This is a genomic window from Frigoribacterium sp. AC512, from assembly GCF_979258295.1.
This window is the reverse complement of sequence record NZ_OZ409850.1, coordinates 2,586,401-2,610,028: the sequence shown is the minus strand read 5'-3', so window position 1 is coordinate 2,610,028 and position 23,628 is coordinate 2,586,401. Positions and strand designations below refer to the sequence as shown.

At 73.8% G+C, this 23,628-nt stretch carries 23 protein-coding genes; 13 read left to right on the top strand and 10 right to left on the bottom strand.

Features of this window, described 5'->3' with window-relative positions; all coding sequences use genetic code 11:
- Nucleotides 1-133: 133 nt before the first annotated feature.
- Both ACZZ97_RS12020 and ACZZ97_RS12015 read left to right on the top strand, forming a co-directional pair.
- A complete protein-coding gene (locus ACZZ97_RS12020; RefSeq protein WP_463473307.1) occupies nucleotides 134-1,756 on the top strand; it encodes an N-acyl-D-amino-acid deacylase family protein in 1,623 nt (540 codons plus the stop codon).
- 91 nt (nucleotides 1,757-1,847) lie between these two features.
- The gene (locus tag ACZZ97_RS12015; protein WP_463473306.1) at nucleotides 1,848-2,483 is read left to right on the top strand and encodes an NAD(P)-dependent oxidoreductase; all 636 of its coding nucleotides are present in this window, start codon (nucleotides 1,848-1,850) and stop codon (nucleotides 2,481-2,483) included.
- 57 nt (nucleotides 2,484-2,540) lie between these two features.
- On the opposite strand, the gene ACZZ97_RS12010 is transcribed toward ACZZ97_RS12015, so the two are convergent.
- Nucleotides 2,541-2,945, bottom strand: coding sequence for a RidA family protein (locus ACZZ97_RS12010; RefSeq protein ID WP_123547776.1), 405 nt, complete (start codon nucleotides 2,943-2,945; stop codon nucleotides 2,541-2,543).
- Between the two features lie 100 nt (nucleotides 2,946-3,045).
- On the opposite strand from ACZZ97_RS12010, the gene ACZZ97_RS12005 reads away from it, so the two are divergent.
- Entirely contained in the window at nucleotides 3,046-4,377 is a 1,332-nt protein-coding gene (locus ACZZ97_RS12005; protein ID WP_463473305.1) for an alanine racemase, read from the top strand.
- A gap of 169 nt (nucleotides 4,378-4,546) precedes the next feature.
- On the opposite strand, the gene ACZZ97_RS12000 is transcribed toward ACZZ97_RS12005, so the two are convergent.
- Nucleotides 4,547-5,527 (bottom strand): NAD-dependent epimerase/dehydratase family protein, encoded by a 981-nt coding sequence (locus ACZZ97_RS12000; protein ID WP_463473304.1) that lies wholly within the window; start codon nucleotides 5,525-5,527, stop codon nucleotides 4,547-4,549.
- A gap of 79 nt (nucleotides 5,528-5,606) precedes the next feature.
- Entirely contained in the window at nucleotides 5,607-6,557 is a 951-nt protein-coding gene (locus ACZZ97_RS11995; protein WP_463473303.1) for a copper homeostasis protein CutC, read from the bottom strand.
- A gap of 231 nt (nucleotides 6,558-6,788) precedes the next feature.
- On the opposite strand from ACZZ97_RS11995, the gene ACZZ97_RS11990 reads away from it, so the two are divergent.
- Complete coding sequence (locus ACZZ97_RS11990; protein WP_463473302.1) at nucleotides 6,789-8,516, top strand: AMP-binding protein; 1,728 nt, start codon at nucleotides 6,789-6,791, stop codon at nucleotides 8,514-8,516.
- 161 nt (nucleotides 8,517-8,677) lie between these two features.
- On the opposite strand, the gene nagB is transcribed toward ACZZ97_RS11990, so the two are convergent.
- The gene (gene nagB / locus ACZZ97_RS11985) at nucleotides 8,678-9,466 is read right to left on the bottom strand and encodes a glucosamine-6-phosphate deaminase (RefSeq protein WP_314102109.1); all 789 of its coding nucleotides are present in this window, start codon (nucleotides 9,464-9,466) and stop codon (nucleotides 8,678-8,680) included.
- Nucleotides 9,467-9,469: 3 nt separating this feature from the next.
- Nucleotides 9,470-10,726: a PTS transporter subunit EIIC gene (locus ACZZ97_RS11980; protein WP_314102108.1), complete on the bottom strand. Its 1,257-nt coding sequence runs from the start codon at nucleotides 10,724-10,726 to the stop codon at nucleotides 9,470-9,472.
- 255 nt (nucleotides 10,727-10,981) lie between these two features.
- Here ACZZ97_RS11980 and ACZZ97_RS11975 point away from each other — a divergent pair, with 255 nt between their 5' ends.
- Nucleotides 10,982-11,215 carry a glucose PTS transporter subunit EIIB gene (locus ACZZ97_RS11975; RefSeq protein WP_314102107.1) on the top strand — a complete coding sequence of 78 codons (234 nt, stop codon included), beginning with the start codon at nucleotides 10,982-10,984 and terminating at the stop codon, nucleotides 11,213-11,215.
- Entirely contained in the window at nucleotides 11,212-11,673 is a 462-nt protein-coding gene (locus ACZZ97_RS11970) for a PTS sugar transporter subunit IIA (protein ID WP_314102106.1), read from the top strand. Before ACZZ97_RS11975 ends, ACZZ97_RS11970 begins: the two co-directional genes overlap by 4 nt.
- A gap of 59 nt (nucleotides 11,674-11,732) precedes the next feature.
- Here the strand turns inward: ACZZ97_RS11970 and ACZZ97_RS11965 are convergent, their stop codons facing one another.
- Complete coding sequence (locus tag ACZZ97_RS11965; RefSeq protein ID WP_314102105.1) at nucleotides 11,733-12,485, bottom strand: GntR family transcriptional regulator; 753 nt, start codon at nucleotides 12,483-12,485, stop codon at nucleotides 11,733-11,735.
- Nucleotides 12,486-12,943: 458 nt separating this feature from the next.
- Between ACZZ97_RS11965 and ACZZ97_RS11960 the strand changes: the two genes are divergently transcribed.
- On the top strand, nucleotides 12,944-13,819 hold the full coding sequence (locus ACZZ97_RS11960) for a M23 family metallopeptidase (protein ID WP_314102104.1): 876 nt from the start codon (nucleotides 12,944-12,946) through the stop codon (nucleotides 13,817-13,819).
- Nucleotides 13,820-14,004: 185 nt separating this feature from the next.
- On the opposite strand, the gene ACZZ97_RS11955 is transcribed toward ACZZ97_RS11960, so the two are convergent.
- The 4 genes from ACZZ97_RS11955 to ACZZ97_RS11940 all read right to left on the bottom strand — a co-directional run bounded on the left by ACZZ97_RS11955 (nucleotide 14,005) and on the right by ACZZ97_RS11940 (nucleotide 17,053).
- Entirely contained in the window at nucleotides 14,005-15,216 is a 1,212-nt protein-coding gene (locus ACZZ97_RS11955; protein ID WP_463473301.1) for an N-acetylglucosamine-6-phosphate deacetylase, read from the bottom strand.
- Nucleotides 15,213-15,599, bottom strand: coding sequence for a YrdB family protein (locus ACZZ97_RS11950; RefSeq protein ID WP_192040801.1), 387 nt, complete (start codon nucleotides 15,597-15,599; stop codon nucleotides 15,213-15,215). Before ACZZ97_RS11950 ends, ACZZ97_RS11955 begins: the two co-directional genes overlap by 4 nt.
- 122 nt (nucleotides 15,600-15,721) lie before the next feature.
- Nucleotides 15,722-16,615: a formyltetrahydrofolate deformylase gene (gene purU, locus ACZZ97_RS11945; RefSeq protein WP_314102102.1), complete on the bottom strand. Its 894-nt coding sequence runs from the start codon at nucleotides 16,613-16,615 to the stop codon at nucleotides 15,722-15,724.
- Nucleotides 16,616-16,645: 30 nt separating this feature from the next.
- Nucleotides 16,646-17,053 carry a DUF1304 domain-containing protein gene (locus ACZZ97_RS11940; protein WP_463473300.1) on the bottom strand — a complete coding sequence of 136 codons (408 nt, stop codon included), beginning with the start codon at nucleotides 17,051-17,053 and terminating at the stop codon, nucleotides 16,646-16,648.
- Between the two features lie 354 nt (nucleotides 17,054-17,407).
- On the opposite strand from ACZZ97_RS11940, the gene ACZZ97_RS11935 reads away from it, so the two are divergent.
- The 6 genes from ACZZ97_RS11935 (at nucleotide 17,408) to rbsD (ending at nucleotide 23,619) form a co-directional block, all read left to right on the top strand.
- A complete protein-coding gene (locus ACZZ97_RS11935; RefSeq protein ID WP_314102100.1) occupies nucleotides 17,408-18,439 on the top strand; it encodes a LacI family DNA-binding transcriptional regulator in 1,032 nt (343 codons plus the stop codon).
- Between the two features lie 2 nt (nucleotides 18,440-18,441).
- Nucleotides 18,442-19,965 (top strand): sugar ABC transporter ATP-binding protein, encoded by a 1,524-nt coding sequence (locus tag ACZZ97_RS11930; protein WP_463473299.1) that lies wholly within the window; start codon nucleotides 18,442-18,444, stop codon nucleotides 19,963-19,965.
- 92 nt (nucleotides 19,966-20,057) lie between these two features.
- On the top strand, nucleotides 20,058-21,029 hold the full coding sequence (locus ACZZ97_RS11925) for an ABC transporter permease (protein WP_146903122.1): 972 nt from the start codon (nucleotides 20,058-20,060) through the stop codon (nucleotides 21,027-21,029).
- Between the two features lie 24 nt (nucleotides 21,030-21,053).
- Nucleotides 21,054-22,103, top strand: coding sequence for a substrate-binding domain-containing protein (locus tag ACZZ97_RS11920; RefSeq protein WP_463473298.1), 1,050 nt, complete (start codon nucleotides 21,054-21,056; stop codon nucleotides 22,101-22,103).
- On the top strand, nucleotides 22,103-23,239 hold the full coding sequence (locus tag ACZZ97_RS11915) for a ribokinase (protein WP_463473297.1): 1,137 nt from the start codon (nucleotides 22,103-22,105) through the stop codon (nucleotides 23,237-23,239). Before ACZZ97_RS11920 ends, ACZZ97_RS11915 begins: the two co-directional genes overlap by 1 nt.
- Nucleotides 23,236-23,619, top strand: a complete 384-nt coding sequence (gene rbsD / locus ACZZ97_RS11910; RefSeq protein WP_463473296.1) for a D-ribose pyranase — start codon at nucleotides 23,236-23,238, stop codon at nucleotides 23,617-23,619. Before ACZZ97_RS11915 ends, rbsD begins: the two co-directional genes overlap by 4 nt.
- Nucleotides 23,620-23,628 lie beyond the last annotated feature (9 nt).

Below are 23,628 nucleotides of genomic sequence, written 5' to 3'. Positions count from 1 at the left end.
CCCGCCTGTCTCCTCTCCCTCTCTCTTCATTCAGGAACATCTGTCCTGATCCGCGCGGGGGAGGGAGCGAGAGTCCTGAGTCGTGCACTGATCAGGAACGTGCGGTCGCCCGTTCCTGAGTGAGGAGGATCCCGTGTCGACGACGGTCATCATCGGGGCGACGGTCCACGACGGTCGAGGAGGGGCGGCGCAGGTGGCCGACGTCGTCGTGCGCGACGGGGTGGTCGAGGCCGTGGGGCCCGGGGCTGCGGCGTCCGTCGTCGAGGCGGGCCGCGCGGGCCGGGTGGTCGACGGCCGCGGTCTCGAGGTGCTGCCCGGGTTCGTCGACGTGCACGCGCACGACGACGCGGCGCTGTTCCGTCCGGGCGGGATCACGCCGAAGACGTCGCAGGGCGTGACGACGACGATCGTCGGCAACTGCGGGCAGGGCGTGGCGCCGTCCCCGCCGCCGGCCGACCCGCCCGACCGTTCGCTCGAGCAGTACTCCCTGCCGGTGCTCGGCCCGTTCCCCGACCGTCGCTGGGCCACCTTCGGCGACTACGTCGAGGCGCTCGCCCGTGAGCCGCTCGGTGTGCACGCCCGCGCGCTGGTCCCGCACGCACCGGTCCGCGCCTCCGTGCTCGGCATGGTGCGGCGGCCTGCCGACGCGGCCGAGTCGTCGCGCATCGCGGGGGCGGTCGGCGACGCGCTCGACGCCGGTGCGCTCGGCGTCTCGCTGGGCCTGATGTACGCGCCCGGTGATGCCGCCGACCGGCCGGAGCTGCTCGCGATCGCCCGCGAGGTCGCGGCCAGGGACGGGCTGCTCGTCGCCCACGTCCGCAACGAGGCCGACGGGCTGCGCGCCTCCGTCGACGAGCTCGCCTCGCTCGGCCGGGAGTCGGGCGCCCGCGTGCACGTCAGCCACCTCAAGGTGACCGGACCGCGGAACGTCGGCGGCATGGAGTCGATCGTCGACCACCTGGACGACCTGCGCGCCGGCGGGCTCGACATCAGCGCCGACGTCTATCCCTACGACGCCGGGAGCACGACGGTGGCGTCGCTGTTCCCTCCCTCGACGGCCGACCGCGGCGTCGACAGCCTGCTCGAGGCGCTCGGCGACCCGACGAGCCGCGCCGCGGTGCTCGCCGGCCTCGAGCAGCCCTGGCCGGGCACGGCGCTCGAGAACCAGTGGGCGGCGATCGGGCCCGCGCGCATCCTGCTCGCCGGCTTCTCGCGACCGGAGGACGCCGGGCTCGAGGGCCGCAGCGTCGCCGACATCGCGGCCGAGCTCGGCGGCGACCCACGCGAGGTGCTCGCCGACCTCGTCCTCGCCGAGCGGGGCGCGCTGACCGTGATCGTGTTCCACACCGACCTCGAGGGGATGCGCACCGCCCTCGCCTGGCCGCACACGCTCGTCGGCTCGGACGGGCTTCCCCGCGAGTCGGGCACCGTGCACCCGCGGCTGTACGGCACGTTCGCCCGGCTGCTCGACGTGTACGGCGGCACCGGGCCGTCCGCGGTGCTGACCCGCGAGGAGGCGGTGCACCGGATGAGCGTCGCCGCGCACCGCCGCTTCCGGACCGTCGCCTCCTCGACGCCCGTGGGGGTCGTGCCCGGGGCGGCGGCCGACCTGCAGCTCGTCGACCCGGTCGCGTACGCCGACCGGGCGACGTACGCGGAGCCGCGGCGCCCGCCGTCGGGCGTGCGCGGCGTGTGGGTCGCGGGCGAGCTCGTCGCGGGCGAGCTCGTCGCGGGCGAGCTCGCGGGGCCCGCCTGAGGCTCACGGCCGCGACACTGCCGGGGGGTGTTCGCTCGACCACAGCTCGTCGACACCCGACTCGACGCGCGCCGGACGACGAGGAGACGCCATGAAGCTGCTGTTGCTGGGAGCCACCGGGGGAGTCGGGTCGCACCTGCTGCGCCAGGCGCTCGCCGCGGGCCACGACGTCACCGTGCTGGTACGTGACGAGTCAGGCCTCGACGACGCCGCTCGTCACGATGCGGACGGGGTGCGCGTCGTCGTCGGCGACGCCACCTCCGCGGACGACGTGGCCGAGGCGGTCGTGGGGCAGGACGCCGTCCTGAACGCGGTCGGCTCTCGCCGCGTGCGGCACCCCGTCGAGGTCGAGGTGGGCGAGGCGCTGCTGCCCGCGATGCGGGCGTCGGGCGTCCGCCGGTTGGTCGTCTGCTCGGCGTTCGGCGTCGGCGACTCGGAGGCCGACGCCGGCGCCCTGCAGAAGATCTTCTTCCACACCGTGCTCGGCAAGGTCTACGAGGCGAAGGAGGCGGCCGACGCGCAGGTGCGCGCCAGCGGCCTCGACTGGACCCTCGTCTACCCCACCCGCCTCGTGGACGACCCCGCGACGGGAGACGTCGTGGCGTCCGAGCACCTCGCCGACGGCGCGTCCACCCAGGTCACCCGCGCCGACGTGGCCCGCTTCATGCTCGCCCAGCTCGGCGACGACACCTGGCTCCGCCGCACGGCCGTGCTCACGGGCGCGTAGGCCGCCGGATCGGCGTCGACGCCTGTCGCTGCTGCTGCCGCCGCCGCTGCGAGCAGCTCAGCCGAGGACGGCGAGCGCGTCGATCTCGACGAGCATCGCCTCGTTCGGCAGCTCGACGAAGATCGTCGTGCGGGTGGGGAAGACGCCGCTGGTGACGTTCGCCCGCACCCAGGTCTCGTAGGCCGCGTTCATCTCGGCGAAGTCGCTCCGCTGCGTGAGGAACACGCGCAGGGACATGACGTCGTCGACGGTGCCGCCCGCCGCCTCCACGATCGCCTTCACGTTGTCGAGGGTGCGCAGGGTCTGCGCCGTCAGGTCTCCGCGGAACAGGTACTCGCCCGTGGCCGGGTCCTGCGGGCCCTGGCCGGAGACGGCGAGGAACCCGTTCTTCAGCACGCCCTGCGAGAAGATCGGCATGGGGGTGGGGGCTCCGGTGGTGATCACCTGGGTCTTGTCGCTCACAGGGGGTCTCTCTTCCGTGTCGATGGTGCTGTCGTGTCGGTGAGGCTGTCCTGCAAAGCTATCGGGAGACCGCCCCGCTCCACGACGAGAGGACACCCCCGTGCAGACGTCCAAGGCCACCTTCGCGAACGAGCGCCGGCCGGTGCCGCTGCTCCGCCTCCCCACGCCCCTCCTCACCGTCGACCTCGACGCCCTCGACCACAACGTCGACACGATGGCCGCGTGGTGCCGCGCGGCCAGGGTCGACCTGGCGCCGCACGGCAAGACCACCATGTCGCCCGACATCTGGCGGCGGCAGCTCGACGCCGGCGCGTGGGGCGTCACCGTCGCGACGGCGTTCCAGGCGGCGGTGGCCCGCGAGGCCGGCGTGCCGAACGTCGTGCTGGCCGGGACGACCTTCTCCGAGGAGGCGCTCGTCGCCCTCGCCGCCGACCCCGGCTCCACGCGCGTGCTGATGTGGGTCGACTCGGTCGCCGCCGTCCGGCTCGTCGACGAGGCGCTCGCGCGGGCAGCCGCCCGGGCCGCCGACGCCGACGCCGACGCCGCCGAGGTGCCGCCTCTCGCCGTCCTCGTCGAGATCGGCTCGCCCGTCGGCCGGACCGGGGCCCGCACGGTCGCCGAGGCGCTCGCCGTGGTCGACGCCGTCGTGGCGGCGCCGCACCTGGTCCTCGCCGGCGTCACCGGCTACGAGGGCGCCCTCACCCACGACGTCGACCCCGCGGGCATCGAGCTGATCGACGACTACCTGCGCACGGTGCTCGAGCTGCTCGACGCGATCGACCCCGAGGCGTTCGAGCCCTGGCTGGCGGGCTCTGGCGACGTCGTCGTGAGCGCGGGCGGCAGCGTCTACTTCGAGCGCGTCGTCGCCGTGCTCGCCGAGCGGCACGACCCGGACGGCGAACGGGGGCCCCGGACGCGCGTGGTGCTCCGCTCGGGGTCGTACGTCGCGCACGACCACGACCTCTACCGCCGGCTGACGCCCTTCGCCCGTGACACGACCCCGCCGATCGACGGCGTCTCGGGCCGCGAGTCGTTCCTGCCGGCGATCGAGCTCTGGGCGAGCGTCATCTCGCGGCCCGAGCCCGAGCTCGCCCTGCTCAACGTCGGGAGACGCGACACGGCCGACGACGAGGGACTTCCCCTTCCCCTCGACGCCTGGCGGCCGACCGCAGGAGGCGGCACGGACGACACGTCGGCGACGCGCCTCGACGGAGCGCTCGAGGGTGCCGTGGTGACCGCCCTGAACGACCAGCACGCGTTCCTCCGGCTGGGCGCCTCCTCGGGGCTGGCCGTGGGCGACCTGGTGCGCCTCGGCGTCTCGCACCCGTGCACGACGCTGTCGCAGTGGCGCGAGCTCTCGCTCGTGCGCGGCGGCACAGCCGTCCGCGAGCAGCCGCCCGTCGTCGAGGGCACCTGGCTGACGCGCTTCTGAGCACTGCCGAGGCAGGGTCCCCGAGACCGGGCGGGTTCGTCGTGGCCGGGCGGTGGCGACGGCCCGCCCACGACGAACCCGCCCGCACTCCGAGCGCCGTCGCCCTGACGAGCCGCACGGACGGCCGCGCGCGCCCGGACCGCGCACGCGGCAGCGGCCGGTCGGCCCGTCAGCCCGCGGCGAGCCGGTCGTAGAGGGCGTCGACCTCGGGGTCGACCACGCGCCTCGACGCGTCGGCGTCGTGCCACGCGACGATCTGGCGGGCGCCCTCGGCGAAGGGCACGCGCGGCTCCCAGCCGACGGCGACCTCGCGCACCTTCGACGAGTCGAACAGGGCGGGGTGGCTGCGGTCGCCGCGCAGGTCGGCGTCCCACTCGGGCGCCGCCGCGACGAGGTCGTGGGTCGTGCGGTGGACGACGTGCAGCGACCCGCCGGCCGCGTCCGAGAGGCAGCGCGCGATCTGGTTCCAGGTGAGCAGCTCGGACGACATGACGTTGAACGCCTCGCCCGACGCCTCGGGGGCGCCGAGCAGCGGGACGAATGCCCGCGCGAAGTCGTCCGCGTGGGTCATCGCCCACATCGAGGTCCCGTCGCCGTGCAGCACGACGGGGGCTCCGCGACGCATCCGCTCGATGACGGTCCAGCCGCCGAGCAGCGGCACGTGCGTGCGGTCGTAGGTGTGCGACGGACGCACGACGGTCGCGCGGACCCGGCCTGCGAGGTGCTCGTCGCGCAGCAGCCGCTCGCAGGCGATCTTGTCGCGGGCGTACGGCGACCACGGGTTGAAGAGCGGGGTCGACTCCGAGATCGGCAGCGCGGCGGGCGGCTTCTGGTACGTGGAGGCGGAGCCGATGAACACGTACTGCTCGGCGTGCGGCACCACGGCGCGCAGCATCGAGCGCAGCTCGTCGGGCGTGAAGGTCAGGAAGTCGGCCACGGAGTCGAACCGACGTCCTGCCAGGGCTGTGACCAGCGCCTCCTCGTCGCGGACGTCGGCGACGATCGACTCGACCTCGTCGGGGAGGGGGCGGCTGGCGGTGCTGCCGCGGTTGAGCACCGAGACGGACCAGCCGACGCGCACCGCCTCGCGCACGCACGCGGCACTGATCTGGCCGGTGCCGCCGACCACCAGGAGGGACTTCTGCGTCATCGCTCCACTGTGCACGCTCACGGTCGGGGCGGGCCAGGGGTGGCGGGCCAGGGTCGGCGGGCGGGGTCGCGCGGGTGCGTCAGGGGGTGCGAGGCGCGGGCGTCCGGGGCGCGACGTCGCGTGCCGCACCGGCCGCGGCGTCGACCGCCGCGCGCACGGCCCGGACGACGGAGGCGTCGGTCACGGCGTACGCGTCGGTCGCGCCCGCCGAGCCCAGCGAGACGAGCGACCGGCCGTCCTCGTCCCCGTCCCCGGGCGTCCCGGCCGCCGCGGTCGTGGCGGCGGTCGACGCCGACAGGTGCACCGCGGCGACGCCGGCCTCCACCAGCGCCGCGACGTCGTCGAGCCCCACGCCGCCGCCCGCCATGACCTCGACGCGGCCCGCCGCCGCGACCATGTCGGGCAGCACGCCCGAGGCGAGCCCGTCGCGTGCCCGGGAGGCGCCTCCCGACGTGAGCACCCGGTCGACGCCGAGCGCGGCCAGGGCGGCGACCGCGTCGACCGGCGAGGCCGCGCGGTCGACGGCGCGGTGCACGGTGACGTCGAGGTGCGGGCCGCCGAGCTCGGCGGGACGGGCGCCCGCCGCGTCGCGCGCAGCCGAGACGAGCCGCGCGACGGCGTCGACGTCGAGGGAGCCGTCGGCCCGCAGCGCGCCCACGACGACCCCGGCGACGCCGGCCGCGACGAGGGTGCGGACCTCGCGCTCCATCACGGCGAGGTCCGCGTCGTCGTAGACGAAGTCGCCGCCGCGCGCCCGGACGAGGGCGTGCACCGGCACGCCCGTCGCGACCGCCGCCTCCGCGAGGCCCTGGGACGGCGTGACGCCCCCGATCTCGAGCGCGGTGCAGAGCTCGACCCGGTCGGCGCCCTCGGCCAGGGCGGTCCGGGCGCCGGCGAGCGACGTCACCGCGATCTCGAGCGCGACACGTCCCGGGCGCGGGCCGGAGACGGCGGCGCCGGCAGCAGCGACGTCGGCAGCAGCGGCGTCGGTGGAAGCGGCGGGCGAGGAGGTGCGGGTGCGGTCGCTCATCCCCCGATCTTCCCAGAGGGGCCCGCCTGGGATCCTCCGTGCGAGGACGTCGAGGACGTCGAGGACGTCGAGGGCGGGTCGCCGTCGCCGAGGGCGGGTACCCAGCGACCCGCCCTCGGCGCCGATCACCCGCCCTCGGGAGAAGGAGAGGCCGTGCGGCCCGGCTGGCCGACGCCGGAGTCCGGCGCCCGCATGCCGCGCTCGGCATGGGCGGGCGAGCATCATGGGCACATGGTCCCCGTCGAAGCCTCCGCCGCCGAGAAGCCGTCCACCGCCGCGTTCCGCGCCGCCCGAGACTCGCTGTCGGCGCACGCCGGCGACCACGAGGCGGCCCGCGCGGCGTTCCGCTGGCCGGACGTCGGCGACTCGTTCAACTGGGCCCGCGACTGGTTCGACGTGATCGCGCGGGGCAACGACCGCGTCGCGCTCTGGATCGTCGACCAGGACGGCGTCGACCACCGGGTCACCTTCGACGAGATGCGCCGCCGCTCGGACCAGGTCGCCTCGTGGCTCGTCGAGCGCGGGGTCGCGAAGGGCGACCACGTCATGCTCATGCTCGGCAACCGCGTCGAGCTGTGGGAGGCGATGCTCGCGATCATGAAGGTCGGTGCGGTCATCCTGCCCACCTCCGTCGTCCTCGCTCCCCACGACCTCGCCGACCGGGTCGAGCGGGGTCTGGTCCGCCACGTCGTCGCCGCAGTCGCCGACGCCCCGAAGTTCGACGACATCGCCGAGGGGGTGGGACGCATCGTGGTCGGCGGGGACCGCCCGGGGTGGGCGTCGTTCGACGACTCGCGCCGCGCCTCCGAGACGGCGCCCGACGTCGCCACGGCGACGAGCGACCCGTGCCTCGTCTACTTCACGTCGGGCACGACGAGCAAGCCGAAGATGGTCGTCCACACGCACGCCTCGTACCCGGTCGGGCACCTCACGACCACGTACTGGATCGGCGTGCGTCCGGGCGACGTGCACCTCACCATCTCGTCGCCGGGCTGGGGCAAGCACGCGTGGAGCCTGTTCTTCGCGCCGTGGACCGCCGAGGCGACCGTGTTCGTCCACGAGCAGGCGCGCTTCTCGGCCGCCGCCCTGCGCGAGCAGCTCGACCGGGCCGAGGTGACCTCGTTCTGTGCTCCGCCGACCGTCTGGCGCATGCTCATCCAGTCCTCGCTCGGCGAGCGCCCCGTCGCGCTGCGCGAGGCGCTGTCGGCGGGTGAGCCGCTCAACCCCGAGGTCATCTCGCGCGTGCAGCAGGCCTGGGGCCTCGACATCCGCGACGGCTACGGCCAGACCGAGACGACTGCGATCGTCGCCAACCCGCCCGGGTCGGTCGTCCGGGCCGGCTCGATGGGCCACCCGCTGCCCGGCGTCGAGGTCGTGCTCGTCGACCCGGCGACGGGCGTCGTGGGCGACGCGGGCGAGGTCTGCCTCGACCTGCGGGTGCGTCCGGTCAACCTGATGGCGGGCTACCTGGGCGACGAGGCGCGGACGGCAGCGGCGCAGCGCGACGGCCTGTTCCACACCGGCGACGTCGCCACCCGGGACGCCGACGGCATGATCACCTTCGTCGGGCGCACCGACGACGTCTTCAAGTCGTCCGACTACAAGGTGTCGCCGTTCGAGGTCGAGAGCGTGCTGATCGAGCACCCCGCCGTCGCGGAGTCGGCCGTCGTGCCGGCCCCCGACGACGTGCGCCTCGCGATCGTCAAGGCGTACGTCACGCTCGCCGCCGGGTGGGAGCCGACGGCCGACACCGCCCGCGCCGTGCTCGCGCACGCCCGCACCGGCCTGCCGGCGTACGAGCGCGTGCGTCGCCTCGAGTTCGTCGACGAGCTGCCGAAGACCATCTCGGGCAAGATCCGCCGGGTCGAGCTGCGCGAGCGCGAGGAGGTGGCGGCCCGGTCGGGCGAGCGCCTCGCCGCGGAGTGGCGCGACGCCGACTTCCCCGACCTGCGGGGCTGACACCGCGCCTCCTGCGCCCCCCTCCCCCTCTTCATTCAGGAACTTCGGTCCTGATCCGTGCACGGTTCAGGAACGAGCGAGCCGCGCCTCCTGAATGCTGCAAGGAGGCGCGGCTCGGATCAGGACGGATGTTCCTGAACGAGGGGGCTCGCGACCCGGGGTCAGTGCTCGAAGCGCTGCCAGGCCGGCTTGTTCGCGTACGTGTAGCGGTAGTAGTCGGCGAGGGTGAGCAGCGCCGCCGCCTCCTCGTCGACGACGATCGTCGCGTGCGGGTGCAGCTGCAGCGCGCTGCCCGGGCACATCGCCGAGAGCGGGCCCTCGACCATGCCCGCGACGGCCGAGGCCTTCGACGAGCCGACCGCGACCAGCACGACCTCGTGGGCGTCGAGGATCGTGCCGAGGCCCTGGGTCATGCAGTGCGTGGGCACCTGCGACGGGTCGTCGAAGAAGCGCGCGTTGTCGGCCCGGGTCCGCGGCGCGAGCGTCTTGATCCGGGTACGCGACGCGAACGACGACGTCGGCTCGTTGAAGCCGATGTGCCCGTTCGCCCCGATGCCGAGGATCTGGATGTCGATGCCGCCCGCCGCGGCGATCGCCTCGTCGTACTCGACGGCCGCGGCCTCGATGTCGTCGGCGCGGCCGTCAGGCACCCGCACGCGGTCCTGGTCCATGCCGAGCGGCTCGACGACGTCGCGGCGGATGACCGACGCGTAGCTCTCGGGGTGCTCGAGCGGGATGCCGACGTACTCGTCGAGGGCGAAGCCGGAGGCGCGCGAGAAGTCGAGCTCGCCCGCCTGCACCCGGGCCGCCAGCGACGCGTAGATGCCGGTGGGCGACGAGCCGGTCGCGAGGCCGAGCACGGCCTCGGGCTTCCCCTCGACGACCGAGGCGATCTTCAGGGCGGCGACGCGGCCTGCCTCGGCGGCGTCGCGGACGATGACGATCTCCACGCGTCAGGCCTTCGTCGCCGCGTCGGCGGACTCGGCCGAGACGTCGTCGTCCTCGCGACCCGGCGTCTTGAGGTTCCACTTCTTGATCACGAAGCTGAAGACGACGTAGTAGATCACCGCGTAGCCGAGGCCGATCGGGATCAGCCAGATCGAGTTCTGCGAGATGTTGAAGTTCAGGACGTAGTCGATCAAGCCCGCCGAGAACGTGAACCCGGTGTGGATGTCCAACGCGTTGACCAACATCATCGACGTGCCGGTCAGGATCGCGTGGACGATGTAGAGCGGCCAGGCGACGAACATGAACGAGAACTCGAGCGGCTCGGTGATGCCGGTGATGAAGGCGGTCAGGGCGGTCGACAGCATGATGCCGCCGATGAGCTTCTTCTTCTCGGGGCGGGCGTGGCGCCAGATCGCGAGGGCCGCGGCGGGCAGGGCGAACATGAAGATGGGGAAGAAGCCGGTCATGAAGACGCCCGCGCTGGGGTCGCCGGCGAAGAACCGGTTGAGGTCACCACGGACGATCTCGCCGCTCGCGTCGGTGTAGTCGCCGACGAGGAACCAGACCACCGAGTTGAGGATGTGGTGCAGGCCGGTGGGGATCAGGAGGCGGTTGGCCACGCCGTAGACGCCGCCGCCGACGACGTCGTTCGACGCGACGGCCTGGCCGATGCCGGTCAGCGCGTTGTTGAAGAGCGGGTAGATGAACGACATGACGACGCCGACCACGAGGCCGGTGACGGCCGTGAGGATCGGCACGAGGCGTCGACCGGAGAAGAAGCCGAGGAAGTCGGGCAGCTTCGTCCGGTAGAAGCGCTGCCACAGCATCGCCGACAGGAGGCCCATCACGATGCCGCCGAGCACCCCGTAGTTGATGACGGCCGGGTCGCCCGTGGGGGTCTCCTGCCCGGCGAGCACCAGCGGCGACATCGCGGTGAAGACCCCGTCGATGACCATGTAGCCGACGACGGCGGCGAGGGCCGTCGAGCCGTCCGACTTCTTGGCCCAGCCGATCGCGATGCCGACCGCGAAGATCAGCGGCAGCCAGGTGAAGACCGCGTTGCCGGCGGCGCTGATGACCGAGCCGCCGGTCTCGAAGCCGGGGATCGCGCCGAGCAGGTCGGGCTGGCCGAGGCGCAGCAGCAGGCCGGCCGCGGGGAGCACGGCGATCGGCAGCATGAGGCTGCGGCCGAGGCGCTGCAGCACCGCGAAGGCGGCTGAGCCCTTCTTCGGCTTGGTGGCCGTCGTGTCGGTCGTGGTCATCAGGGGTCCTCTCGTCGGGGCGCTGAGTCGTGCGGCAGGGGCCGTGCCCGACGGGTCGTCGGAGGCGGGGGAGGGCCCTGGGGCAGGAGGTGCGGGTCGGCCGGTCCTGTCCGGTCATGACCAGTGAGTGGTAGTTTCCTCAGACCCGCCGGTGGTGTCAACTAGGAGGCGCGCCCGGTCCTCGGACGCACCGCTCGGACGCAGCCCGTCCGGACCCGCCGCGGGCTCGAGCCCCACGACGAAGGAGAACAGCTCATGTCGAAAGCACAGGCCATGATCGACGGACTCGGCGGCGCCGAGAACATCGAGGAGATCGAGGGCTGCATCACGCGCCTCCGCACCGACGTCAAGGACATCTCGCTCGTCGACGACGCCGCGCTCAAGGCCGCGGGCGCCACCGCGGTCGTCCACGCCGGCGGCAGCGTCCAGGTGATCGTCGGCACGATCGCCGACTCGCTCGCCGAGGACATCAACGACCTGCTGCCGTGACCATCGCGCTCACCCCCGTCACGGGCCGGGTCGTCTCGCTCGCGGACGTGCCCGACGCGGTGTTCGCCGGCCAGCTCGTGGGAGCGGGCGTCGCGATCGAGCCGAGCGCGCCTCCTGCGAGCGGTCGCCTCGTCGACGTCGTCTCGCCGGTCGACGGCGAGATCGTCAAGCTGCACCCGCACGCCTTCGCCGTCGTGCACGAGTCGGGCACGGGCCTGCTCGTGCACGTGGGCATCGACACGGTGAAGCTCGGGGGCGAGGGCTTCGAGCTCGCCGTCGCCGAGGGCGCGACCGTCGCGGCGGGCGACGTCGTCGTGCGCTTCGACCCGGCGGTCGTCGCGGCAGCGGGGTACTCGGCGGTCTGCCCGGTCGTCGTGCTCGACTCCGCACCCGACAGCGTCCCGCAGCAGTCGGTCGGCAGCGACCTCGAGGCGCGGTCGCCGCTCTTCGAGTTCTGAACCGGCGCTGCCCGGAGGGCTGAGGGCTCAGGTGTCCTGACCAGGTCGCGCCAGGGGGCTCAGGCGTCCTGGGGCCCGTCGGCCGACGTCACCTGCATCGTGAGGCGGTACCGGTCGGACCGGTACCAGCTCTCGGACCGCTCGATCGGCTCGTCGCCCGAGAACGACACCCGCTCGAAGTGCAGCACGGGGGCGCCGTCGGGCGTCCCCAGCAGGGTCGCGATGTCGACGGGCGCCTCGCGGGCGGCGACCGTCTGGGTCGCCCGGGTCACCGGCTGGTCGTACTCGTCCGCCAGCAGGCGGTAGAGCGAGAGGCTGAGGTCGCGGTCGAGCAGCCCCGGCAGCCGGGCGGACGGGTACCAGGCGTCGTCGATGCTGACCGGCTCGCCGTCGGCGAGGCGCAGGCGCTTGACGTGCAGGGCCGGCTCGTCGGGGCCGAGCCCTAGGGCCGCCGCGGTCTCGGGTGCGGGGACGCACTCGTCGCGCACGAGCACGACGGTGCTCGGGCGGTGGCCGAGCGACGTCATCTCGCTCGTGAACGAGTTGAGGCGCAGGGTCGACTGCACCGCGCGGTGCGCCACGAAGGTGCCCTTGCCGCGGACCCGCGTCAGCCACCCCTCGGCGACGAGCTGCCCGACGGCCTGCCGCACCGTGATGCGGCTGACCCCGTGGTCGACCATCAGCTGGCGCTCGCTCGGCACGGCGGCGCCGGCGGGCAGCTCGTCGGCCGCCAGGCGCTGCAGGATCGTGCGGAGCTGCTCGTGCTTCGGCACCGCCCCGTCGGTGATCCGCTGACCCGTCGCGTGCCCCATCGCCTGTCCCGTCGCCTGTCCTGATCCAGCCGGAGGCGGTGGTCCCGTCCGGTCATGACCTATCTGTCCGCTCCTGAGACTACGCACCCCCGCCGGGTCCGCGCTGGCCCGCGAGCGGGGCGCGGCCCCTGGCGTGCAGCGCGCCCCTGGCCTACACTCGACGGGACCCGTGGAGCGAGGAGGACCGTGATCGACAGCCCCGGCCCCTTCGTGACGGCCCCGTGAGCGCTCCCGACCGCGCCCCGGTCGAGCCTGGTGCTCCGCTGACCCGGCGTGAGGCGCTGGCACGGGAGCGCGCGGCGCTCGCCGGCTCGTCGGCTGCTGCCGCTCCGTCCGATGTCGCCTCGTCGGCTCCGGCACCCGCCGCTCCTGCGGCCCCTCCGGCCGTTGCGCCTAGCGCATCCGCATCCGCCGTTGCACCGGCAGCTGCGCCGGCCTCGGCCTCGCGTCGTGCCGTCGTGGCCGTCCGCCCTCGCCGGGTGCCCGCCTCGACCTCGCCGGCCCGCGCCTCCTCGTCGTCGCGGGTGCCGTCGGCACCACCCGTCGCCCGCGCGTCCATGTCGAAGGCTGCCCGTCGGCTGCGCGCCGCCGCGGTGCCCGCCGTCGCGTTCCTCGCGAGCGGGCTGTTCTTCTCGTCCAACGTCACGCCGGCGACCGCGAGCGACCTCGGCGGATCGGTCGTGCAGACCTCGGCCGCGGCGCCCGTCCCCGGCCAGACGCTCGCCGCCTCGCTCGTGGTGCTCACCGTCTCGGAGCGCGACGCGTTCGTCGTCAAGGACGCCCCGCCTCCGCCGCCCCCGCCCCCCGTCGTCGCGCCGACGCCCGAGAAGGGCACCTCCAACGCACCGTCGACCCGCAAGGGCGGCGTGGCGGCGGGCGGCGGCACCATCGTCAACGCGGGCACGGGCGACATCCGCTGGCCGTTCCCCGGCACGGTCGTCCTGAGCTCGGGCTTCGGCCCTCGTGCGGCGCCTTGTGCTGCCTGCTCGAGCATGCACATGGGCCTCGACATGACCCCGGGAGGCGGCACGCCCATCGGCGCCGTCGCCGCGGGCACGGTCCGCACGTCGGGCCTGCACGCACAGTTCGGCCAGTACGCGGTCATCGACCACGTGATCGACGGCCAGAAGGTCAGCACCCTGTACGCGCACATGATCGTCGGGTCGAGCCCGCTGGTCGTGGGCCAGCAGGTCGCCGTGGGCGAGCTCGTCGGGCTGGTCGGCCGCAGCGGCGTCGCCACCGGGGAGCACCTGCACTTCGAGGTGCTGATCGGCGGCTCGACCCAGGTCGACCCGCGCGCCTGGCTCGACGCCAACGCCGGCCGCACGCTCTAGCCTTCCTCGCGCCCGCGCCCGCGCCGGCGCCCGCCGTGGCCCCGGCTGCCGGTGCCTCTCCTCATTCAGGAACTCGAGTCCTGAGTTCGTACTGCGCAGGAGGCGCGGTCCTGAAGCGTGCACAGTTCAGGCACCTTGAAGTGTCGCTTCCTGGATCCCGGCCGGGCGATACGGGACGACGCGGCTCAGCGACCGTTCGTCAGCTCCCGGCCCGCGGCCCACACGCGGGACACGTGCCAGTCGTCGGTCCACGAGACGGCGTCCGCGACGTAGCCGGGGGCGAGCAGGCCGATGCGGGAGTCCTCGCCGAGCGCCTTCGCTGGCACCGTCGTCAGGGCCTCCACGGCGCACGTCGGCGACTGCTCGGCGCCGGTCAGGGCGAGGCGCAGGGCCGCGTCCTGCGTCAGGGTCGAGCCGGCGATCGTGTCGGTGCCGGCGAGCATCGCGACGCCGTCGCTCACGGTGACGGCGAGCTCGCCGAGCAGGTAGTCGCCGTCGGCCGAGCCCGCGGCGGACATCGCGTCCGTGATCAGGGCGACGCGGCCGGGGGCGGAGGCGAACACCATGCGCACGACCTCCGGGTGCACGTGGACGCCGTCGAGGATCAGCTCGATCGTGACGCGGTCGTCGCTGACGGCCGCGACGACGGGGCCGGGCTCGCGGTGGCCGATGCCCGCGATCGCGTTGAACGCGTGGGTCATCATGGTCGCCCCGCGGTCGAACGCGGCGACCGCGAGGTCGTGGTCGGCGTCGGTGTGCCCGACGGCGACGACGGCCCCGGCGGCGACGATGCGCTCGACGGCGTCGAGCCCGCCCGGCAGCTCGGGGGCGAGCGTGACCTGCCGAACCACGCCGGGCACGGCCCCGAGCAGGGCGTCGACGTTCTCGGGGGAGGGCACCGCGAGGTGCTGCTCGGCGTGCGCGCCCTTGCGGTGCGGCGCGAGGAACGGCCCCTCGAGGTGCGCGCCGAGGACGAGCGGGTCCCGACGTCGCAGGTCGGCGATCGTCTCGAGCGAGCCCCGGAGGCGGTCGATCGGGTTCGCGACCAGGCTCACCAGCGAGCGGGTCGTCCCGTGCGCGCGGTGCAGGGCCAGGCCGCGCTCGATCTCGTCGGCGCCTCCGTCGTGGCTGGCGCCGCCTCCTCCGTGGGTGTGCAGGTCGACGAGGCCCGGGGTGAGGCGGGCGCCGTCGAGGTCGACCACGACGTCGGCGACCGGCAGCGCGCCTCCCAGTCCGTTTCGGCCGTCGCGGTGCCGACCCGGAGCCTCGAGCGGGAAGGCCTGCTCGGCCGCGCTGCCGGTCGCGACGATGACCTCGCCGTCGACGAGCATCCAGAAGCCCACGGTCTCGCCCGTGGCGTCGACGGCGTGGGCGTTCGTGAAGAGGGTGGTGCTCATGCGCGGTCCTCCCGGCGGGCGGCGACGACGCCGGTGACGGCGGCGACGAGGGCGAAGACGACCGCGACGACCGGGTGCCCGAGCTGGGCCCAGGCGATCGCGGCCGCGCCCATCACGGCGATCTCGACGAGGCTGCGGCCGACCCGGTCGGTCGGCACCACGGCACGGGGCGAGCGGAAAAGGGCCCAGACGACGACGGCGAAGCCGGGCGCGCCGAGCATGAAGGCGAGGGCGGGCCACGGCCAGGCCCAGGCCAGGTAGCCCCACAGCGCGAGCGAGAACAGGGCGAAGAGCTCGACGGCGAAGCGGAGCAGGTCGAAGGGGGCGGGGCGGCGAGCCGCGGGCGGACGGTGGTCGGCTGTCGCGGCGTCGGTCGGGGTCACCGTGCCAGCGTACGACCGCGCGCGAGGTGCGCAGCGCCCGCGTGCACCCCGGAGTGGACGATGCACCCCGAAAGGACGGGGTGCATGGTCCACTCCGGGGTGTTCCGCGGGAGACAGGCAGGTCAGCGGAAGACGATGGTGCGGGCGCCGTCGAGCAGCACCCGGTTCTCGGCGAACCAGCGGACCGCCTGGGTGAGCGTGCGGCTCTCTTCGTCCTGGCCGATCGCCATCAGCTCGGGCGCGCTGCGGGTGTGGTCGACGCGTACGACGTTCTGCTCGATGATCGGCCCCTCGTCGAGGTCGCTCGTCACGAAGTGCGCCGTCGCGCCGATCAGCTTCACGCCGCGGGCGTGCGCCTGTCGATAGGGGTTCGCGCCCTTGAACCCGGGCAGGAACGAGTGGTGGATGTTGATCGCGCGCCCCTCGAGCGCCGCACAGAGCTCGGGGCTGAGGATCTGCATGTACCGCGCGAGCACGACCAGCTCGATGTCGTAGCGGTCGACGACCTGCAGCACGCGGGCCTCGAACGCGGCCTTGGTCTCGGCGTCCGAGACGGCGTGGTGCTCGAAGCGGGTGCCGTAGAACTCCGCGAGCTCGCCGAGGTCGGGGTGGTTGGCCAGCACGAGGGGGATCTCGACGGGCAGCTGTCCGGCACGCTGGCGGAACAGCAGGTCGTTGAGGCAGTGCGCCGCCTTGCTCGCGAGCACGAGCGTTCGGGTAGGCCGGCCGACGACGTCGAGCTCGTGCTGCATGCCGTAGCGCTCGACGACGGGGGCGAGCCGGGCCTCGAACGCCGCGCGCTCGCCGGGCGCCTCGACCTGCAGCCGCATGAAGAAGGTGCCGGTGTCGTGGCTCGAGAACTGGGCCGACTCGGTGATGTTGCCGCCCGCCTCCACCACCGCTCCGCTGATCGCGTGGACGATGCCGGGGGCGTCGTCGCAGACGAGCGTGAGGGTCCAGTGGGTCGTCGGCGCGGCGGGGGCGGCAGCCGAGGAGGCGGTGGTCGGGTCGGTCACCAGCCCAGGGTAGTGCGCGGCGTGCGCCTGCTACGCGACGGCCGACACCAGCAGCGCCAGCAGCGCGACGAGCGGGAACAGCCCCTGGGTCGCGGCGGCGCGCGCCTTGCTGCGGTCGGTGACGACGAGCACGAGGGCCGCGGCGAGCATCGACCCCGTGCCGGCGACGAGGAGGGCGAGACCGGCAGGGGAGGCCTCGGGGGCCGGGCCGACGCCTCCTGCGATCACCAGCACGACGCCGACGATCGTCACGATCGCGAGGAACAGGTTGTAGAAGCCCTGGTTCAGCGCGAGCGGCTTCGTGTGCTCGGCCTGGGCGTCGCTCGTGATGCCGAAGGTGGCGCGGACGCGCGGGGTCGTCCAGAGCACGGACTCCATCACGAAGATGTACACGTGCAGCAGGGCCGCGAGGGAGGCGGCGACGAGGGCGACGATCATGTGCCGACTCTAGGCCCGGGGGCGCGCTGCCCGCGAGGCGCTGTCCTCGCCTGTCACGTCCGGTTCCGAGCATCACGTCCCGCCGTGGCGGGACGGGACGCTCGGAACGAGACGGGACACCGCGAGGGCCAGGACGGGACACCGCGAGGGCCAGGACGGGTCACCGCGAGGGCCAGGACGGGACACCGCGAGGGCCAGCGAGCGAGTCGCGGCCGACCGCACCACGAACGGAGTTGACACTGCGGACGCTCGCGGCTACCGTCGTGGAATCGGTTCCATGGAATCGATTCCACGACCAGTGCCACCACCGCAGAGCGACCTGCCGCACCACACGAGCTCACGACGGAGTAGCTGATGACCGCTGTCACGATCAAGGACGTCGCCCAGCGCGCCGGGGTCTCTCCGGCGACGGTGTCGCGCGTCCTGTCGGGCAACCCGGCCACGTCGGCCGAGTCGCGCGAGCAGGTCGAGCAGGCGGTCCGCGAGCTCGACTTCCGCCCCAACGCCCAGGCCAGGGCGCTGCGCTCCACGCGGTCCGACACGGTCGGCCTGCTCGTCTCCGACGTCCGGAACCCGTTCTTCGCCGACCTCGCGCACACCATCGAGCAGGGCCTGCTCGAGCTCGGCTACGTGACGCTGCTCGGCAACGCCAACGAGAACCGCGAGCAGCAGGACCGCTACCTCGACACGCTCATCTCGCGCCGCGTCGACGGCGTCATCGTGGCCCCGCAGGGCGGCGACTCCGCGAGCATCGACGCGTTGCTGACGCGCGACGTGCCCACCGTCTTCGTCGACCGCACCATCCCGGGCGTCGACGTGCCGAGCGTCACCACCGACAGCGGCCCCGGCATCCGGGCGGCCGTGCGGCACCTCGCCGAGCTCGGGCACGTGCGCGTCGGCTACATCGCCGGTCCGCAGAGCGTCTCGACCGGTCGCGAGCGGCTCGAGTCGTGGACGAGCGCGGTCGCCGAGAGCGGCCTCAGCGACGACCCGGCCCTCGTGCACCTCGGCGACTTCCAGAGCGCCAGCGGCTCGGAGGGCGTGCACGCGCTCTTCAGCCTCGACGAGCCGCCGACCGCGATCCTCGCGGCCGACAGCCTCATGGCCGTCGGCGCGATCGCGATGCTCCACCGCCTCGACCTCCGCATCGGCGAGGACGTCGCCGTCGTCGCCTTCGACGACGTCGAGTGGTTCTCGCTGCTGAACCCGGCCCTCACCGTCATCGCGCACAGCGTCGACGAGATGGGGCGACGCGCCGTCGAGCTGCTGCAGGAGGTCATCGCGGGGCGCCGTCCCGACTCGGTGACGCTGCCGAGCGAGCTCGTCGTCCGCGCCTCCTCGTCCTCTCCCGTCCCCACCCCGTCCCGACCCCTCGGCAGGAACTGACCATGACCACCTCGATCAGCGACGATCGTCCCCTCCTCACCCTCGACCGCGTGAGCAAGTCGTTCGGGCCCGTCCGGGTCATCGACGACGTCACGGTGCACGTGCGCGCCGGCCAGGTGCAGGTGCTGCTCGGCGAGAACGGCGCGGGCAAGTCGACCCTCATCAAGATGATGTCGGGCGTGTACCAGCCCGACGGCGGCCGCGTGCTCGTCGACGGCGAGCCCGTCTCGCTGCCCGGCACCCTCGCCGCCGAGAAGCTCGGCATCGCCACCATCCACCAGGAGCTCAACCTCGTGCCGTCGCTCAGCGTCGCCGAGAACGTGATGATGGGCCGGTTCCCGACCCGGTTCGGCATGGTCGACCGGCGGGAGCTGAAGCGCCGGGCCCGTGCCGCGCTCGAGCTGATCGGGCTCGACGTCGACGTCGACACGAAGGTCGCCGAGCTCGGCATCGCGCGTCAGCAGCTGGTCGAGATCGCGAAGGCGCTGAGCATCGACGCGCGCATCCTCATCCTCGACGAGCCGACGGCGGCGCTCACCCGGCACGAGACCGAGCAGCTCTTCGCGGTCGTCGCGCAGCTGCGGGCCCGCGGCGTCGGCATGCTCTTCATCAGCCACCACCTCGACGAGATCGCCGAGATCGGGGACACGGTCGCGGTGCTCCGCGACGGGCGCTTCGTCGCCGAGGTGCCCGCGTCGACGCCCGAGGCGGAGCTCGTGCGCCTCATGGTCGGCCGCGACATCGACGAGCAGTACCCGCGCGGCACCGGCGCCGAGAACGGCGCGGGCGACGTGCTCGTCGTCTCGGGCCTCACCGGCGAGCGGTTCCGCGACGTGTCGTTCACGGTGCGGGCGGGGGAGGTGCTGGGCATCGCCGGCCTCGTCGGCGCCGGCCGCACAGAGGTCGTCCGCGCGATCGCCGGCGTCGACCGCTACTCGGAGGGCACCGTCAGCGTGCGGGGGACGGTGCTGAAGAAGGGCGACGTCGCCGGCGCGATCGCCGCGGGCATCGGCCACGTCCCCGAGGACAGGAAGGGGCAGGGCCTCGTCCTCGGCGCCTCCGTCAACGACAACCTCGGGTACGCGACCCTCGCCTCCAGCGCCCGGGGCGGGCTCGTCGACTTCACGGGACAGCGCGAACGTGCCGAGGCGGTCGCCGCCCGCCTGCGCATCCGGATGCGCGACATCGACCAGCCGATCGGCGCGCTCTCGGGCGGCAACCAGCAGAAGGCCGTCTTCGGCCGCTGGATCATCGCCGGCTCCACGGTGCTGCTGCTCGACGAGCCGACCCGCGGCGTCGACGTCGGCGCCAAGGTCGAGATCTACGAGCTGATCAACACCATCACGGCCGCCGGCGGAGCCGTCGTCATGGTCAGCAGCGAGCTGCCCGAGGTGATGGGCATGAGCGACCGGATCGTCGTCATGCGCGACGGCGTCGTGGCCGGCGAGCTCGCCGCGGCCGACGCCACCCAGGACGCGCTGATGACGCTCGCCGCCCGCGACGTCCCGGACTCCGACGCGGCCTGACGCGACCGCGCGCTGCGCACCGGAGGGCCGCCTCCCGCGCCGCCTCCTCCTCACCACGACCCGACGAACCCCACCAGACCAGGAAGACACCCATGACCACCACCACCGTGAAGGCGCAGCGACGCTCCTTCGACATCAAGGCGTTCCTCGCCGCCAACGGCGCCCTCGTCGGGCTCGTCGTGCTCTGCCTCGCCCTCTTCATCGCGACGCCCGACTTCCTGACCGGCCGCAACCTCCTCAACATCGGCATCCAGGTGTCGACCGTCGCGGTGCTCGCCTTCGGCATGACCTTCGTCATCGTCGCGGGCGGCATCGACCTCTCGGTCGGCTCGGTCGCCGCGCTCTCGGCGATGGTCTCGAGCTGGACCTTCGCCACGGCGGGCCTGCCCGGCGGGCTCGCGCTCGTCGTGGGCCTCGCGACCGGCCTCGTCGCCGGCCTCGTCAACGGGTTCGCCAGCGCCTACGGCAAGCTGCCGTCGTTCATCGCGACCCTGGCGATGCTCAGCGTCGCCCGCGGCCTCACGCTCGTCGTCAGCGACGGTCGCCCGATCTCGACGCCCGCCGCCGTGTCGTTCCTCGGCGGGAACGTCGGCCCCGTGCCGGTGCCGGTCATCGTGCTGGTCGTCGCCGCGGCGATCGCCTCGTTCATCCTCAACCGCACCGTGATCGGCCGCACCATGTACGCCGTCGGCGGCAACGCGGAGGCGGCCCGCCTGTCGGGCCTGCCCGTCAAGCGGATCGTCGTCACCGTCTTCGGCCTGGCGGGCCTGTTCGCCGCGCTGGCCGGCCTGCTGCTCGCCGGGCGCCTCGACTCCGCCCAGCCCCAGGCCGCGGCGGGCTACGAGCTCGACGCGATCGCCGCCGTCGTCATCGGCGGGGCCAGCCTCGCCGGCGGGGTCGGCCGCATCTCGGGCACCGTCATCGGCGCCCTCGTGCTCGTCGTCATCCGCAACGGGCTGAACCTGCTCAACGTCACGTCGTTCTGGCAGCAGGTCGTCATCGGCCTCGTCATCGCACTCGCCGTGGGCGTCGACGTGCTGCGCCGCAAGACACGCAGCGCGTGACGCGCAGCGCGTGACGCGTAGCGCGTGACCCCCAGCGCGTGGTCGCGACCCGACCCGCGCCTCCTCGCCTCCTCCTCTTCCCCTGAACACCACCCGCACCACCCGAACCCCACCGAAGGACACACGATGAAGTCTTCCTCGTTCCGCAAGGCCGCCACCGTCGCCGCCGTCGTCGCAGTGGTCGTGACCGGCACCGCCGGCTGCAACCGCACCCCCGCAGGAGAGGCCGACCGCCCCACGGTCGTCCTGTCGCTGTCGACCCTCAACAACCCGTTCTTCGTCGAGCTCCGGGACGGCGCCCAGGCCGAGGCCGACGAGAAGGGCGTCGACCTGCAGGTCGTCGACGCCCAGAACGACTCGGCGACGCAGAGCAACCAGCTGGCCACCGCCGCGTCGAACGCCGACGCGGTCATCCTCAACGCCGTCGACAGCGACGCCGCCGGCCCTGCCGCCTCCCAGCTCAACGACGCCGACGTGCCGATCGTCGCCGTCGACCGTGCGGTCAACGGCGCCGACGTCGCGTCGTTCGTCGCGAGCGACAACGTCGCCGGCGGCGAGCAGGCCGCGAAGGCGCTGGCCGAGGCCATCGGCGAGCAGGGGGAGGTCATCGTGCTGCAGGGCGTCGCGGGCACCTCGGCCAGCCGCGACCGCGGCGAGGGCTTCACGAAGGGCATCGCCGAGTTCCCCGGCATCACCGTCGTCGCGCAGCAGACCGCCAACTTCGACCGCGCCACCGCGCTCGACGTCACGACCAACCTGCTGCAGGCGCACCCCGACGCGGTCGGCGTCTTCGCCGAGAACGACGAGATGGGCCTCGGCGCGATCCAGGCGCTCGGCTCGCGTGCCGGCACCGACGTGAAGGTCGCCGCGTTCGACGGCACCGAGGACGGCCTGAAGGCCATCGAGGCCGGCACGCTGTCGAGCACCATCGCCCAGCAGCCGGGCGAGCTCGGCGCACTGGCCGTCGACCAGGCCGTCAAGGCGATCGACGGCGGCGAGGGCGACGACGGCCCCTCCGACCAGGCCGTCGAGGTCATCACGGTCACGAAGGAGAACGTGGGTGACTTCTCCTGATGCACGGCTCTGCTGAGGTGGTCGGCGCCGGCGCCGGCGTGGTCGTCGTCGGGTCGATCAACGTCGACCAGGTCGTGACCGTCGACCGCCTCCCCCTCCCCGGCGAGACGCTGATCGGCACGTCGATGACGCTGCTGCCCGGCGGCAAGGGCGCGAACCAGGCCGTCGCCGCGGCCCGGCGCGGCGCCGCCACGACGATGATCGGCGCGGTCGGCGACGACGTGCACGCCTCGGCGGCGCTGCCGCTGCTCGTCGAGAGCGGCGTGGACGTCGAGCGGGTCGCCACGGCGGAGGGCCCCACCGGGCTCGCCGTGGTGAGCGTCGGCTCCGACTCCGAGAACACGATCGTCGTCGTGCCCGGCGCGAACGCGTCGGTCGACGAGGAGGCGGTCGCGCGGCACGCCGAGGTCGTCTCCCGCGCCGCCGTGGTCGTGCTGCAGGGCGAGATCCCCGTCTCGGGGATCGAGCGCGCGGCACGGCTCGCGACGGGCCGCCTGGTGCTCAACCTGGCGCCCGTCGTCGCGGTCTCGGCCGAGGTCGTCCGGCTCGCGGACCCGCTGGTGCTCAACGAGCACGAGGGGCGCCTGCTGCTCGAGCTCGTCGCCCCGGAGGCTGCCGAGCGCCTCGCGGGACGGGACGCGTCGGACGACGCGACCGGCGCCTCCTCGGCTGCTGCCTCGCCGGACGCCTCGGCTGCTGCCTCGCCGGACGCCTCGGCTGCTGCCTCGTCGGACGCTGCGTCGGCGGGCGGCGACGCGGCCGTCGTCGCCGAGCTGCGCGGCCTGGGCGTCGCCTCCGTCGTGCTCACGCGCGGTGCGGCCGGCGCGCTGGTCTCGGACGCCTCCGGCTCGTGGTCGGTGCCGTCCCCTCGGGTGCGCGCCGTCGACTCGTCGGGAGCCGGCGACGCGTTCGTCGGCGCCCTGAGCGCCGCGCTCGCGGGCGGCTCCTCGCTGCTCGAGGCCGCGCAGGAGGCGGTGCGCGTCGGCGCCTACTCGGTCACGACCGCGGGCACGCAGCCCTCGTACCCGGGCGTCGACGACGAGCTGCCGTCGACGGACGAGCAGGTCACGGCGATCGACAGGGCTGCGGCTGACGGCCTGACGACCGAGAGCTCCGCGACCGAGGTGCGGGCGTGAAGCGCGGCGGGATCCTCAACGCCCAGCTGAACGCGGCGATCAGCGGCCTCGGCCACGGCGACCTCGTCGTCGTCGCGGACTGCGGCCTGCCCCTTCCCGTCGGCGTGTCGGTGGTCGACCTCGCGGTCGTGCACGGCCTGCCGTCGTTCGCCGGGGTGCTCGACGCCCTGCTCGCCGACGCGGTCTTCGAGGCCTGCACGGCGGCGGACGAGAGCGTCGGCACCGCGGCGGGCGAGCAGATCGCCGCACGGTTCGACGACGTCACGCACGTGTCGCACGACGAGCTGAAGACGCTGAGCGGGCGGGCACGGCTGCTCGTCCGCACGGGCGAGGCGACGCCGTACGCCAACGTCGTGCTGCGCTGCGGGGTCCCGTTCTGAGCTGAGCTG